Origin of the sequence: Micromonospora sp. NPDC006431 (assembly GCF_042870725.1) — a bacterium.
Lineage (GTDB): Bacteria > Actinomycetota > Actinomycetes > Mycobacteriales > Micromonosporaceae > Micromonospora.
This window is the reverse complement of the sequence record NZ_JBIAHQ010000002.1, coordinates 201,511-215,409: the sequence shown is the minus strand read 5'-3', so window position 1 is coordinate 215,409 and position 13,899 is coordinate 201,511. Positions and strand designations below refer to the sequence as shown.

The window sequence follows — 13,899 nt, the reverse complement described above, 5'->3', positions numbered from 1 at the left end:
GGACTGCACTTCTCTAACAGCCTAAGGGAGTCGACGTAGTCCGATCGGACAGTTGGTCATGAGCGTTCGGTTGAGAGTTGGCGGGACGCTCCGTTCTCCGCCTTGGTCAGCAGGTCCCGGAACCGGCCCGCGCCCGCGATCGGGGACGCCCAGCCGGACGAGATTTCCACCAGCCGGGTCTCCGGCCGTTCCAACCAGGACAGGATGCGCTCGCTCTCCTCGGCGGAGGCCCGGGGGACCGGGCCGTGGCCGGGCAGCACGGTCTCGGCGGTGGCTCGGATCGCGTTGATGGTCGGTCGCGGATGGACACCGGGCGGGGAGACGCCGGCGCCGGCCAGCCGGCCGTACCGGACCAGGGCCAGCTCCCAACCGCCCCGGGCGGCCGGGCGGGCGGCGGCCAGCTCGGCGATGCCGGTCAGCCCGGCCAGGCGCTGCATCCGCACCGCCGCGCGCAGCACCGCGGCCAGCCGGCCGCGCACCACCGCGGCCTCCTCGTAGCGCTGGGCGCGGGAGAGCACCTCGATCCGGGCGAGCAGGGCGTCCACCACCACCTGCGGGTCGTTGGTGGTGGCGGTACGGAACGGGACGGCGGCGCGGTCGTCGTATTCCTCCGGGGTGATCCGGTGCTCGCAGGGCGCCGGACACCGGCCCAGCTCGGCCAGCGCGCAGGCCGGCATGGTGGTGCGCCGGGAGAGCCGGTGCGTGCACTGGCGCAGCGGCACGGCGTCGTGGAAGCCGGCGGCGGCCAGCTCGGCGGCCTGCTTCGAGCGGAACGGGCCCAGGTAGGCGGTGTCGGTGGGGGCGAGATCGCGCACGATGGACAGCCGCGGGTACGCCTCGTCGGTGAGCTTCAGCCAGACCTGGCGTTCCGGGTACTTGGAGCGCCGGTTGTACGGCGGCGCGTGGGCGGCGATCAGCCGCAGCTCGCGGACCTCGGCCTCGAGCGAGTGGGCGCACTCGACGGCCTGGACCCGCTCGGCGGCGGCCAGCATCTCGGAGATCCGGGCCCGCTTCTCCGCGGCGGTGAAGTAGCTGCGGACCCGGGTGGCGATGTCGCCGGAGGTGCCGACGTAGAGCGGCCGGTCGTCGGCGGCCCGGAAGATGTAGACCCCGGGCACCTTCGGCAGCCCGTCGGCGAGGTGCCGCTTGCGGCGCTGGGTGGGGGTGACCGCCCGGGCGAACTCGATCGCCTCGCCGACGGTGTCGACCCGGTACCCGCCGAGCCGCCCGATCAGCCCGTGCAGCACGTCGACGGTGGCCTTGGCGTCGTCCAGCGCCCGGTGCGTCGGCTGGGTGGCCGTGCGGAAGTACGCGGCGAGCGTGCCCAGCTTGCGGTTGGGCACCTCGTCGCGGCTGAGCACCCGGCGGGCCAGCGCTGCGGTGTCCAGCACCCGCGGGTTGGGCCAGCGGTAGCCGTGCTTCGTGCAGGCGGCCTTGAGGAAGCCGACGTCGTACGGAGCGTTGTGGGCGACCAGCACGGCGTCGGTGATGAACTCCAGGAAGCTCGGCAGCACCTGCTCGATCGGCGGGGCGGGGATCAGCATGGCCTGGGTGATGCCGGTCAGCACGGTGATGAACGGCGGGATCGGCACGCCCGGGTTGACCAGGGTGGCGAGCACCCCCAGCTCCTCGCCGCCACGGACCTTCACCGCGCCGATCTCGGTGATCCCGCCGCCGTCCGGCGCGCCGCCGGTGGTCTCCAGGTCGACGACCACGAAGGTGGTCGCGTAGAGCGGCAGCGCGGGGTCGACCCCCGAGCCCGCCGCCCGGTCCAGGCCGGCCAGCGCCTCCTGGACGTACTCCGCTCGCGTCACCCGGGGCACGCTAGCGGCGGGGTCCGACACTCCCGTCCCTCCCGTCCCAGGCGTTGCACGGGGCTAGGATGAGAGATCGGCTCACTCACCGGGCGGTGGGCCCGTCCGCGGTGGGAGACTTGCCACATGCCCCTCACCGAGCCGTACGACGACCACTCCTCCGAGGAGCTGATGGCCGCCGTGCACGACGCCGGTGAGGACCCGGACGCGCCGGGCCAGGACCCCGCGGACCTCGCAGACGCCGCCGGGACCGACGCCGGTGCGGCGATCCCGCCCGAGCCGGAGCCCAGCCTGCCCGAGCCGGTCCGGCAGCGGATCGTGGCGCTCACCGCCGCCGTGCTGCCCGGGCTGCCCGCCGACGAGGTGCCCGTCCCGCTGCGCCGGATCGCCAAGTTCGCCCCCAACCGGCGCGCCCGGCTGGGTGCCCCGGCCATCGCCGCCCAGCTCACCGCCGACCCGTTGTTCCGGCAGCGGGTCGCCGCACGGGTGCTGGCCGATGCCGGCGACCTCGGCACGGCCGTGGTGGAGGGGACCGCCCCGGCCGCCGCCGACCCGGTCGAGGTGGCCGCCCTGGCCTACCTGGCCCGGCCCCGGGGGTGGCGGGAGCTGATCGAGGCGAGCGGTGCCGCGGTGCGCGCCGAGGCGGACACTGCGGTGGTGGCCGAGTTGGTCCGGGAGGCCGAGCAGCGGGCCACCCGCGCCGAGCACGACCGGGCCGTGGCCCGGGTGGAGGCGGAGAAGCTCCGCGATGAGCTCGCCCGGGTCCGGGAGGAGCTGGGGCAGCTCCGCGAGGAGGCCCGCCAGCTGGCCCGCGCGCTGCGGGAGACCCAGGCCCGGGAGCGCAAGGCCACCGAGATGCTCGCCACCGAGCGGGGCCGGGCGGCCCGGGCGGCGGCCGACGCCGACGCCGAGCTGCGCCGTGCCCGCGCCCGGCTGGCCGAGGCGGAGGCCGCGGCCGGGGTGGCCCGGGCCACCGCCAAGGAGGCCCGCTCGGTCGACGACGCGAAGCTGTGGCTGCTGCTGGAGACGATCGGGCAGGCGGCCGTCGGGCTGCGGCGCGAGCTGGCCCTCGACCCGGTGGACAGGCTGCCCGCCGACTTCGTCGCGGACGCCTTCGCCGACCAGGCGGCGGTCACCCCGGCCGGCGCGGCCGCCCGGGCCCGGGACACCGACGACCCGGCTCGGCTGGACCAGCTGCTCGCCCTGCCCAAGGCGCACCTCGTGGTGGACGGCTACAACGTCACCAAGCGCGGCTTCGGCGAGATGTCGCTGGAGCAGCAACGCAAACGGTTGATCAGCGGGCTGGGCGGGATCGCCGCGCAGACCGGCGACGAGGTCACCGTGGTCTTCGACGGCGCGGAGCGGATCCACGGGCTGCCGCCGGCGCCGCGCGGGGTGCGGGTGCTCTTCTCCCGCAAGGGGGAGACCGCGGACGAGCTGATCCGCCGGCTGGTCCGCGCCGAGCCGGCGGGCCGGCCGGTGGTGGTGGTCTCCTCCGACCGCGAGGTCGCCGACGGGGTACGCCGGCACGGCGCGTACCCGCTGGGTGCCGACTCGCTGCTGCGGCGGCTCGCCCGCTCCTGAGGCCACGGCTCGCCCCCGGTGCCTGATGATCGGATTCGGGATGGCTGCTGCCTCGTTGTCCGGTTCTGTCATACCCCTGGCCTAGCGTCGTGGTGACCGACGGTGGTCGGGCGGCGACGGTCCCGTCTCCCGCCCGTCACCGGCGAGGCGTCTGGAGGCGTTGATGCTCATCGACTGCGACACCTGCGGGATCCGCGGCGCCGGCTGTTCCGGCTGCCTGGTGACCGCGCTGCTCGACACCGGCTCGCCGACGGCCGACCTCGGTCCCGCCGAGCACCGGGCGATCGAGGTGTTCGCCCGGGCCGGCTTCGACATCGAGGTGCTCTCGGCCGAGATCGCCGGCTCCACCCGGCGGCCGGGCCGCCGCCGGATCGCCTGATCCTCAGGGCGTGCCGCCCCGATGGCGGGCGCCCGGTGCGGCCGGGTCCGGCGCGTCCCGCTGCCGCACGTTCCGCGAACTCGTGTGGATCATCGAGCCGGGTCCGGCGCGGCCGTACCGGGCAATAGGATGAGCGCTCACGGCGGGAGGAGCGGCATGATCCGGGTACGGCGCGACGGCGGGGTGTGGCGGTGACGCCGCGCGCCTGGGCGCTTCTCACCCTCGCCGGGCTGGCCGTCGTGCTGGCCGTCACCGCGGCGCTGCTGATCCCCTGGCACCGGCCCCCGGCGCCCCGCGCCGACCAGTTGGCCGCGTTGCGGTCGCTGCCGGTCGAGCAGGTGGCCCGGGGCCGGGCGTTTCACGGCGCGCTGCGCCCCGCCGGGTGGTCGGCGCTCGTGGTCGGCCTGGTGGTGGCCCTGGTGCTCGGGCTCACCCCGATCGGCGGTCGCCTGGTGGAGCTCGCCGGCCGGCCGTTCGGCGGGCACTGGATCGCCCAGGCGGTGCTCGGCGGGCTCGCCGTGATGCTCCTCGCCGACCTGCTCACGCTGCCCTTCGCCGCCTGGCGGCACACCGTGCTCACCCGCTACGGGCTGAGCACCCAGGGCTGGGGCGGCTGGGCGGTGGACCTGCTCAAGTCGTACGCGGTCAGCGCGGTCATCGGCGCGCTCGCCCTGCTCGGCTTCTACACGGTCGTCCGGCTCGCCCCGCGCTGGTGGTGGGCGTTCGGCGCGGCCGGCGCCGCCGCGCTGGTGGTGCTGCTGTCGTTCGTGCTGCCGGTGCTGGTGGAGCCGGTGTTCAACCGGTTCACCCCGATGGAGCCGGGGCCGTTGCGCACCGAGCTGATGAGCCTGGCCGCCCGGGACGGGGTGCCGGTCCGCGACGTGCTGGTCGCCGACGCCTCCCGGCGGACCCGAGCGGTCAATGCGTACGTCTCGGGGCTCGGGCCGACCCGGCGGGTGGTGGTCTACGACACCCTGCTGCGCGAGGCGACCCCGGCGGAGGTGACCAGCGTGGTCGCGCACGAGCTGGGGCACGCCCGGGACCGGGACGTCTGGGTCGGCACCCTGATCGGGGCGCTCGGCGCCGCCGCCGCGGTGGTGGCCCTCTACCTGATCGGCTCCTGGCCGCCGCTGCTGCGGCTGGCCGGGGTCGACTCGGTCGCCCAACCCCGGGCGTTCCCGCTGCTGATCGCGCTGATCACGCTGGCCGGGCTGGTGGCCACCCCGGTGCAGGCGCTGGTGTCGCGGCGGGTGGAGGCCCGGGCCGACGCGCACGCGCTCGCGCTGACCGGCGACCCGGTCACCTTCGAGGCGATGCAGCGCCGGCTGGCCGGGGTGAACCTGGCCGACCCCGACCCGCCCCGCTGGGAGTACCTCTGGTCGGCGTCCCACCCGTCCACGGTCGAGCGGATGGCCGCCGCCCGCGCCTACGCCAGGGAGATCGGCAGATGAGCCGGACCTTGCTGATCACCAACGACTTCCCGCCGCGGCCCGGCGGCATCCAGTCCTTCGTGCACAACCTCGCCATCCGCCAGCCCCCGGGCTCCGTGGTGGTCTACGCGTCGAGCTGGCGGGGCGCCGCCAAGTTCGACGCCGACCAGCCCTTCGAGGTGATCCGGGAACGCACCAAGGTGCTGCTGCCCACTCCGTTGATCGCCCGCCGCGCCGCGCGGCTGGCCCGGGCGTACGACTGCGACACGGTGTGGTTCGGCGCGGCGGCCCCGCTGGGGCTGCTCGCGGCCGGACTGCGCCGGCGGGCCGGGATCCGGCGGGCGGTGGCGCTGACCCATGGCCACGAGGCCGGCTGGGCCGCGCTGCCCGGCGCCCGGTCCGCGCTGCGCCGGATCGGGCGGGGCGTGGACGTCACCACCTACCTGGGGGAATACACCCGGGTCCGGCTGGCCCGGGTGCTCGACGGGGTGACCGAGCTGCGCCGGCTCGCGCCGGGCGTCGACGTGGAGACGTACCACCCGTCCGTCGACGGGGAACGGGTGCGGCTGCGGTTGGGCCTGGCCGACCGCCCGGTGGTGGTGTGCGTCTCGCGGCTGGTGCCGCGCAAGGGGCAGGACATGCTCATCCGGGCGATGCCGGAGATCCGCCGCCGGGTGCCGGACGCGGCGCTGCTGATCGTGGGTGGCGGGCCCTACCGGGCCACGCTGGAGAAGCTGGCCCGGCAGACCGGGGTGGAACGCGACGTGGTCTTCACCGGCTCGGTGCCGTCGGCCGAGCTGCCCGCCCACTACGCCGCCGGCGACGTGTACGCCATGCCCTGCCGGACCCGCAACCGCGGCTTGGACGTCGAGGGGCTGGGGATCGTCTACCTGGAGGCAAGCGCGACCGGGCTGCCGGTGGTGGCCGGCGACTCCGGCGGCGCGCCGGACGCCGTCCGGGAGGGCGAGACCGGGTACGTGGTCCGCGGCCGGGACGTGGCCCAGCTCGCCGACCGGGTGGCGATGCTGCTCGCGGACCGGGACCTGGCCCGCCAGCTCGGCGGGGCCGGCCGCGCGTGGGTGGAGAAGGAGTGGCGCTGGGAGACCCAGGCGGAACGGATGACCGCCCTCCTCGCCGGCTGACCGGCGGAGGCCGACGCCCCGCCGTACGCCGAGGGCGGAGGTGCCCCGATCGGGTGCGCTTCCCACCGCTGGGCCTTCCCACCGGCTGGGCCTTCCTTCCCCGTCGGGCCTTCGCGGCCCGGCGGCCGCATGTCTCATTCGGACGCTACGAACTTGATGACGTGAACGACTCAGGCCGGGGTGGGGGGTCGTTCGGTCCGGCGTCCGGCGCTGAATCGTCTGCGTCATCAAGTTCGTAGGTGGGGCTAGGTGTACTCGCCGTCGTCGGCGGTGACAGTTCCTTCGGACGCTTTGGAGTTGATAGCACGAACGACTCAGGTGGCTGACCACGGTTGGTGTCGGGAGCGCCGTCGTCGTGAGTCGTTGGTGATGTCAGGTCCAAAGGCGGACCGCGGTTACCGTCCGTCGGGGCGCGGGGCGCGGGGCGCGGGGCGCGGGGCGCGGGGCGCGGGGCGCGGGGCGCGGGGCGCGGGGCGCGGGGCGCGGGGCGCGGGCTCAGGCCGGGTGGGTGAGGATCTGGCCGGCCGGGGCGGGGCGGCCGAAGTGCCAGCCCTGCCCGGCGTCGCAGCCGATCGCCCGCAGCCGGTCCGCCTGTCCGGCGGTCTCCACGCCCTCGGCGGTGACGGTCAGCCCGAGGGCGTGCGCGAGCGACACCAGCGAGGCGAGGATCCGCTCATCCGTACGGCTGCCCGGGTCGTCGGCCGGGGCGCGCAGCCCGGCCACGAACTCGCCCGCCACCTTCAGTTCGGTGACCGGCAGGTCCCGCAGGTACGCCAGGTTGCAGTAGCCGGTGCCGAAGTCGTCGATGGCGATCCGGACCCCGAGCTCCTTGAGCACCCGCAGGGCGCGGACCGGCTCGGCCACCGTGCTCATCATGGTGCTCTCGGTGACCTCCAGCTGAAGTCGTTCCGGGGGCAGCCCGGTCCGCTGGAGCACCCCCTCCACCTCCTGCACCAGGCCGGGTCGGTGCAGCTGACGGACGGCCAGGTTGACGCTGACGAACGGCGCATCGGGCCGTCCCGCCGACCAGCTCCCCGCCTCCCGGCAGGCCTCGGCGAGCACCCAGCTGCCGAGCCGGACGATCAGCCCGGTCTCCTCGGCCAGCCCGATGAAGCTGTCCGGCTGGAGCACGCCCAGCTCGGGATGCCGCCAGCGGATCAGCGCCTCCATGCCGAGCACCCGGCCGTCGCACAGCGAGGTCAGCGGCTGGTAGTCGAGGTAGAACTCGCCCCGGTCCAGGGCGGTGGGGATCGCCGCCGAGAGGGCGTACCGGGCCAGCTCCCGACGGTTGCGGTCGGCGTCGAAGACCGACCAGCGGGCGCCGCCGGCCGCCTTGGCCCAGTGCAGGGTGCTGTCCGCCTCCCGCATCAGCTCCATCGGCGTGGTGCCGGCGACCTGCCGCTCCACGATCCCGATGCTGGCCGACACGGTCAGCTCGTGCCCCTCCACGAGGGCCGGCTCGCTCACCGCCCCGAGGGCCGCCTCGGCCACCTTGACCACGTCCTCGATGCAGGCGGTGCGTTCGACCAGGATGACGAACTCGTCGCCGCCGAGCCGGGCCACCAGATGCTCGCCGAGCGCCCGGCGCAGTCGCTGCGCCACCGACAACAGCAGCGCGTCGCCGACCTGATGGCCGAGCGAGTCGTTGACCACCTTGAAGCGGTCCAGGTCGAGGAAGCAGACCCCGATCCGGTCGGCCCCCCGTCCGGGCGCCTCGATCGCGGCGGTGAGCCGCTCGGTGAACAGGATCCGGTTGGGCAGGTCGGTCAGCGGGTCGTGGGTGGCCTGGTAGCGGAACCGCGCCTCGCTCTCCCGCAGCGCCCGCTCGGCCTCCGCGCGGGCCATCATCGCGGCCCGCCGGATCGACTCCTGCTCGTCCAGGGTGCGGTCGCGCAAGGCGCGGGCGTACCCGGTGGCGACCATGGCCAGCAGCCGCGCCATCCGGTCCTCGACGTCGTCGATGACCAGACCCAGGTCGCGTACCAGGCGGAGCTGGATTACCTCGACGGTGCGGCCCAGCCCCTCGGCGGAGGCGATGTGCGCCTGCACCAGCTCCGCGCCGACCTGCTGACCGATGCGCAGGTCGAACGGCTCGGACCGGATCGCCACGGCCAGCCGCTCGGCGAGCCGTTGCAGCAACGCCTCCAACTGCGCCTGGGTCATCGGGAGGTAGCTGGTGCCGGAGACCGCCTTGGCCCACGCCCGGGCGAAGGTGCCGGGGCGGGAGCGGGTCGTGGCGGTGGCTCCGTCACCCACCGAGCCGCCCGACGCCGCCGATGAAGACTGATCGCTCGGCGTCCTCCGCCTGCTCCGGCGACTCCGGACGCCACTGCGGTACCCAGACCACGCCCGGGTCGACCAGATCGAATCCGTCGAAGAGCGTGACCAGCTCGGCCCGGCTACGGATCCAGAGCTGGTTGTCGGTGCGGCGGTAGACCCGCTCGGCCTCGGCCCGCTCGCCCGTCTCGCTACGGCCGTCGTCGCTGGCCTGCGACAGCACCAGGTGGCTGCCGGGCGCCAGCGCCGTGCGCAGCGTCCGCAGGATCTCCTCCGGCCGGTCCGCCGGCGGGATGAAGTGCAGCACCGCCACGACCAGCACAGCGACCGGCTGGGAGAAGTCCAGCAGCCGGTTGACCTCGGGGTGGCCGAGGATCGCGGCCGGCCGGCGCAGGTCCTCCTGGATCACCGTGGCCCGGTCGTTGCCGGCCAGGATCTCCCGGCTGTGCGCCACCGCGACCGGGTCGACGTCGACGTAGACCACCCGGCACGCCGGGTCGGCCCGCTGGGCGACCTCGTGCACGTTGCCCACGGTCGGGATGCCGGAACCGAGGTCGAGGAACTGGCGTATCCCGGAATCGGCCAGGAACTGCACCGCCCGGCGGAGGAAGGCCCGGTTGGCCTGGGCCATCAGCGGGGCCTCGGGCACCGCGTCCACCATGGCCCGGGCGGCTGCCCGGTCGGCCGCGAAGTTGTGCGAGCCGCCGAGGTAGTAGTCGTACATGCGGGCCACACTGGGGCGCTCGATGTCGATCGTGTCGGGTGCCCAGTCCGGCCGCTGCATGCCCCTGCCCCTTTTGCGTCAACAACGCGCGGCTCGTCCCCGCGCGGACCACTCGGGGTATTCTGCCCCTCCGCTGTCGCGGTGCAAAGACCGCCGTCGCTGCGCGGTCGGTCCCTCACCGTACGCGTTCGTCGGTTGCCGGGAATGCCCGAGAGGCCCGCGTCCGGAGCACGGACGCGGGCCTCTCGGCAGGTGGTCGGGACGCCTCAGAACTTGGGGGCGTCCGGGGCCTCCAGCAGGCCGAGCCGCAGCGCGGTCATCAGCGCCTGGGCCCGGTTGGCCGCGCCCAGCTTCTCGTAGAGCTTCGAGATGTGCGTCTTGGCGGTCGACTCGCTGACGAACAGCTGCTTGGCGATGCCGGCCACGCTCATGCCGTCGGCCAGCAGCCGCAGCACCTGGCCCTCCCGCGGGGACAGCTGCGGGCCGGAGGGAGCCAGTCGGCGCTTCATCGCCTCGGCCAGGTCGGCGGCGGTGAAGGCGCTCGGCGAGGAGGCGGCATGCCGGGCGGCGGCGACCACCTCGTCGGCCGGGGCGGTCTTCGGCACGAACGCGCTGGCACCCGCCTCCAGGGCACCGAACAGTTGGTCGTCGCCGGCGTACATGGTCAGCACGACGATGCCCATCGACGCGCTGGACTTGCGGAGGGCGCGGGTGGCCTCCAGGCCGCTGCCGTCGGGGAGTCGCAGGTCCATGATCACCACGTCCGGCTGGAGCGCGCCGGCCTGGCGAACCCCTTCGGCTGCCGTGGCGGCCTCGCCCACGACCTCGAACTGCCGGTCCCGCTCGAAGGCGTGCCGCAGACCCTTGCGGATCAGGTCGTGATCGTCGACAAGGAGAACCTTGGTACGGGTGGCCGGTGTCGGACTAGTGGTCATCCTCGGGTTACTCCCCTTCTGCTGCTGCGCTGCCGCGCACACTATCGCGCCGGGGCGAGGAGCCGATCACCACCGCCACGGTCGTGCCGCTTGGTTGCCGCGGTCTGATCTCCAGCCGGCCCCGGATACGTTCCGCCCTCTCGGCCATGATCGCAAGCCCGTAGTGCCCGTCAGGGCGCTGGTCACCGATGCCGTGACCGTCATCCGACACTTCAATCTGGGCGTACGGGGGGTCCACCGCGCAGGTGACCCACAGGTTCGACGCCCCGGCGTGCTTGCGCGCGTTGGTGACCGCCTCCTGCGCGATGCGCAGCAACTCGGCCTCGGTCGCGGCGGGCAGCCGGGCGGTGGACTCGTCCAGGGACAGGTGCACCCGCAGCCCGCCGGACGCGCCCACGGTCCGGGCGTACTCGGCGATCGCGGCGGCCAGGCCGCCGTGCCGGTCCACCTCGCTGCGCAGCTCGAACAGGCTCAGCCGCAGCTCGGTGATCACCCGGGTGACCTCCTGCCGCAGGGTGCGCAGCGAGTCGGCGGTCTCCTCGGCGTCGTCGTGCACGGTGGCCAGGGCGTTGTCGATGCCGTACCCGACCATCACCAGCTCCTGGGCGACCCCGTCGTGGATCTCCCGGGCCAGCCGCTGCCGCTCCTCGTTGGTGGCCAGCGACCGCACCTCGTCGAAGAGCAGCGCGGCCTCCAGCCGCAGCGCCGCCGGACCGGTCAGCGCGGTCACCCGGGACACCACCGGCGGCGGGTACGCGTGCGCGGTGTCCGCCTCGATGACCACCAGGCCGACCGTGCGCACCCCGGCGACCAGCGGCACGATCAGGGCCGACACCTCGCCGGCCTGCTGCGAGCGGGCCTGCGAGCGGGCCGCGGTCTGCGGCTGCTGGCTCGCCCAGGCGTCGGCGATCGCCGAGTCCGCGTCGAGCGTGGTCTCCCAGTCCACCCGGTCGGCGCCGATCTGGGCGAGCACCACGAGCCGGCCGCCGCCGCTGGCGGACAGCACCGCGCCCCGGTCGGTCTTCGCCACCACCCGCAGCTCCTCCAGCAGGTGCTCGGAGATGCCGCCCGGGTCGAGCGTGGCGCCGGGCAGCTGGCGGGCGACCGTACGCAGCTGGGTCAGCAGCCGGGTGGCCTCCGCGTACGGCTGGGGCTTGCCCTCGCCGCGCACCCGCATCACCCGCTGGAGCGTGCCGGCCGTGTAGAGGCCGAGCGCGGCCAGGATCAGCCACTGCGCGCAGACCGCGAGGTAGCCGAGCTGGCCGAGCTGCCGCCCGCCGCCGACCACGGTGAAGGCCGCGCTGACCAGCAGGGTGGCGGCCGCCACGGCGAGCAGCGCCGCGCCCTCGCGGAACCGGCGGCGCAGCGCCGTCACGGTGACCGGCACGGCGAGGTACGGCAGCACCGCCGAGGCGCCCAGCCCGCCGGCCACCCCGGCCAGGTGGGTGTCGGCGGCGACCTTGCTGGCGGCCAGGCCGAGGACCACCACCTCGGCGAACCGGCTGAGCGGCCCGAGCAGCCGGTGCTGCGGGGCCAGCACGGCGGGCAGCCCGGCCAGGCCCAGCAGGGCGATCCACCAGAGCTGGGTGACGTCCCGGGTGGCGAACAGGGTCAGACCGGCGACCAACGCGAGGAGGACCGCCCGCGCGAACGCGGCGAGGGGTTGCGTCGGTGGCTGGCTGGGTGTCGAGGCGGGCACGTGACGGATCGTAGTCAGCGCCGGTAGATATCCGCGATCTCCGCCGCGTACGTCTTGTGCACGACCTGCCGCTTCACCTTGAGCGAGGGGGTCAGCTCGCCGGTGTCCTCGGTGAAGTCGTGCGGCAGGATCCGGAACACCTTGATCGCCTCGGCCTTGGAGACCGACCGGTTGGCCTGGTCGATCGCGTCCTGCACCTCGGCCCGCAGCGCCTCGTCGTCGCGCAGCTCGGCGGCGCGGGTCGTCTCCGGCCGGCCGCGCGCGGCCAGCCACTTCGGCAGCGCCTCCTCGTCGATGGTGACCAGCGCCCCGATGAACGGCTGCCGGTCGCCGACCACCACGCACTGGCTCACGAGCGGGTGGGCCCGGACCTGGTCCTCCAGCGCCGCCGGGGCGACGTTCTTGCCGCCGGCGGTCACGATGATCTCCTTCTTGCGGCCGGTGATGGTCAGGTAGCCGTCCTCGTCGAGCCGGCCCAGGTCGCCGGTGCGGAACCAGCCGTCCGAACTGAGCGCCTCGGCGGTGGCCGCCTCGTTGTGCCAGTAGCCCTGGAAGACCAGGTCGCCGGAGATCAGGATCTCGCCGTCGTCCTCGATCCGGATCGTCACGCCGGGCAGCGGGCGGCCCACCGTGCCGATCCGGGTGGCGCTGGGCAGGTTCGCGGCGGCGGCGGGGGCGGTCTCGGTGAGGCCGTAGCCCTCGGCGACGTTCACCCCGACGCCACGGAAGAAGTGCCCGAGCCGGGTGCCGAGCGGAGCGCCGCCGGAGATGGCGTCCCGGCACCGGCCGCCCAGCGCCGCCCGCAGCTTGCCGTAGACCAGCTTGTCGAAGAGCACGTGCTGGGCGCGCAGCGTCAGGCCCGGCCCGTCCGGGGCGTCCAGCGCCTCGCTGTACGCGATCGCGACCTTCTCGGCCCGGTCGAAGATCTTCCCCTTGCCGTCGGCCTCGGCCTTCTGCCGCGCGCCGTTGTAGACCTTCTCGAACACCCGGGGTACGGAGAGCACGAAGGTCGGCTTGACCTCCTGGAGTTCGGCGACCAGGTTCGTGGTGTCCGCGCAGTGCGCCATGGTGGCCCGGGCCTGCACCACGCCGATCTGGATGAGCCGGGCGAAGGCGTGCGCGAGCGGCAGGAAGAGCAGGGTGGAGGCGCCCTGACGGAACAGGTTCGGCAGCACCGGCACCGCGTTGGCGATGTCCGCGTACATGTTGCGGTGGGTCAGCACGCAACCCTTGGGGCGGCCGGTGGTGCCGCTGGTGTAGATGATGGTGGCGATGTCGTCGGCCTTGACGGTCGAGCGGCGTACCTCGACGTCGGCCGGGTCGACGGAGGCGCCGGCGGCGACCAGCTCGTCCACCGCGCCGCTCTCGATCTGCCAGATCTGGCGCAGCTCGGGCAGCCGGTCGCGGATCTCGGCGACCAGCCCGGCGTGCGCGGCGGTCTCCACCAGCGCGGCGACCGCGCCGGAGTCGGCGAGGATCCAGGCCGCCTGCTCGGCGCTGGACGTCTCGTAGATCGGCACGGTGACCGCGCCGGCAGCCCAGATGGCGTAGTCGAGCAGGGTCCACTCGTAGCGGGTGCGGCTCATCAGCGCGACCCGGTCGCCGGGGGAGATGCCGGCGGCGAGCAGGCCCCGGGCCACCGCCACGACCTCGTCGCGGAACTGCCGGCAGGTCACGTCCGTCCAGGCACGGCCGTCGCCGCCGCCACGCCGGACGAACTGCACCGTCTCGGGGGCGACCTCGGCGTTTTCCCAGACCGGGTCGGTCAGGTTGGCCGCGTCGCCGACGGTGACGATCGGCGGTACGGAGAACTCGCGCACAGGCACTCCCTCGTGCTCACTCGGCCCGGGCCGGCCGTGTCGGCTCTGTCGAAACCTACCCGCCCGTTCGCGAAGGTGAGGTGGGGAGGTTGCCC

Annotated in this window: 10 protein-coding genes; 4 read left to right on the top strand and 6 right to left on the bottom strand. The window is 74.5% G+C overall.

Annotation, left to right across the window (positions count from 1 at the left end; genetic code table 11):
• Window positions 1-56: 56 nt before the first annotated feature.
• Window positions 57-1,814: a DEDD exonuclease domain-containing protein gene (locus tag ACFYM6_RS04505; protein ID WP_387272195.1), complete on the bottom strand. Its 1,758-nt coding sequence runs from the start codon at window positions 1,812-1,814 to the stop codon at window positions 57-59.
• Between the two features lie 126 nt (window positions 1,815-1,940).
• Here ACFYM6_RS04505 and ACFYM6_RS04500 point away from each other — a divergent pair, with 126 nt between their 5' ends.
• From ACFYM6_RS04500 to ACFYM6_RS04485, 4 genes are all read left to right on the top strand, one after another.
• Window positions 1,941-3,398, top strand: coding sequence for an NYN domain-containing protein (locus ACFYM6_RS04500; protein WP_387272193.1), 1,458 nt, complete (start codon window positions 1,941-1,943; stop codon window positions 3,396-3,398).
• A 163-nt stretch (window positions 3,399-3,561) separates the two neighbouring features.
• Window positions 3,562-3,777 (top strand): hypothetical protein, encoded by a 216-nt coding sequence (locus tag ACFYM6_RS04495; RefSeq protein WP_387272191.1) that lies wholly within the window; start codon window positions 3,562-3,564, stop codon window positions 3,775-3,777.
• A 191-nt stretch (window positions 3,778-3,968) separates the two neighbouring features.
• Window positions 3,969-5,228 carry a M48 family metallopeptidase gene (locus ACFYM6_RS04490; protein ID WP_387272189.1) on the top strand — a complete coding sequence of 420 codons (1,260 nt, stop codon included), beginning with the start codon at window positions 3,969-3,971 and terminating at the stop codon, window positions 5,226-5,228.
• A complete protein-coding gene (locus ACFYM6_RS04485) occupies window positions 5,225-6,349 on the top strand; it encodes a glycosyltransferase family 4 protein (protein WP_387272187.1) in 1,125 nt (374 codons plus the stop codon). Before ACFYM6_RS04490 ends, ACFYM6_RS04485 begins: the two co-directional genes overlap by 4 nt.
• 495 nt (window positions 6,350-6,844) lie before the next feature.
• Here the strand turns inward: ACFYM6_RS04485 and ACFYM6_RS04480 are convergent, their stop codons facing one another.
• The 5 genes from ACFYM6_RS04480 to ACFYM6_RS04460 form a co-directional block, all read right to left on the bottom strand.
• The gene (locus ACFYM6_RS04480; protein WP_387272185.1) at window positions 6,845-8,605 is read right to left on the bottom strand and encodes a putative bifunctional diguanylate cyclase/phosphodiesterase; all 1,761 of its coding nucleotides are present in this window, start codon (window positions 8,603-8,605) and stop codon (window positions 6,845-6,847) included.
• Window positions 8,598-9,410 (bottom strand): SAM-dependent methyltransferase, encoded by an 813-nt coding sequence (locus ACFYM6_RS04475; RefSeq protein ID WP_387272183.1) that lies wholly within the window; start codon window positions 9,408-9,410, stop codon window positions 8,598-8,600. Before ACFYM6_RS04475 ends, ACFYM6_RS04480 begins: the two co-directional genes overlap by 8 nt.
• A 206-nt stretch (window positions 9,411-9,616) precedes the next feature.
• Window positions 9,617-10,285, bottom strand: a complete 669-nt coding sequence (locus ACFYM6_RS04470; RefSeq protein ID WP_007072219.1) for a response regulator transcription factor — start codon at window positions 10,283-10,285, stop codon at window positions 9,617-9,619.
• Window positions 10,286-10,292: 7 nt separating this feature from the next.
• Complete coding sequence (locus ACFYM6_RS04465; protein ID WP_387272181.1) at window positions 10,293-11,984, bottom strand: GAF domain-containing sensor histidine kinase; 1,692 nt, start codon at window positions 11,982-11,984, stop codon at window positions 10,293-10,295.
• 14 nt (window positions 11,985-11,998) lie between these two features.
• Window positions 11,999-13,804 (bottom strand): AMP-dependent synthetase/ligase, encoded by a 1,806-nt coding sequence (locus ACFYM6_RS04460; RefSeq protein ID WP_387272179.1) that lies wholly within the window; start codon window positions 13,802-13,804, stop codon window positions 11,999-12,001.
• Window positions 13,805-13,899 lie beyond the last annotated feature (95 nt).

Coding starts and splice junctions, on each gene's coding strand:
- ACFYM6_RS04475 (WP_387272183.1), bottom strand. CDS start 9,410: ATGCAGCGGCCGGACTGGGCACCCGACACGATCGACATCGAGCGCCCC.
- ACFYM6_RS04495 (WP_387272191.1), top strand. CDS start 3,562: ATGCTCATCGACTGCGACACCTGCGGGATCCGCGGCGCCGGCTGTTCC.
- ACFYM6_RS04470 (WP_007072219.1), bottom strand. CDS start 10,285: ATGACCACTAGTCCGACACCGGCCACCCGTACCAAGGTTCTCCTTGTC.
- ACFYM6_RS04500 (WP_387272193.1), top strand. CDS start 1,941: ATGCCCCTCACCGAGCCGTACGACGACCACTCCTCCGAGGAGCTGATG.
- ACFYM6_RS04485 (WP_387272187.1), top strand. CDS start 5,225: ATGAGCCGGACCTTGCTGATCACCAACGACTTCCCGCCGCGGCCCGGC.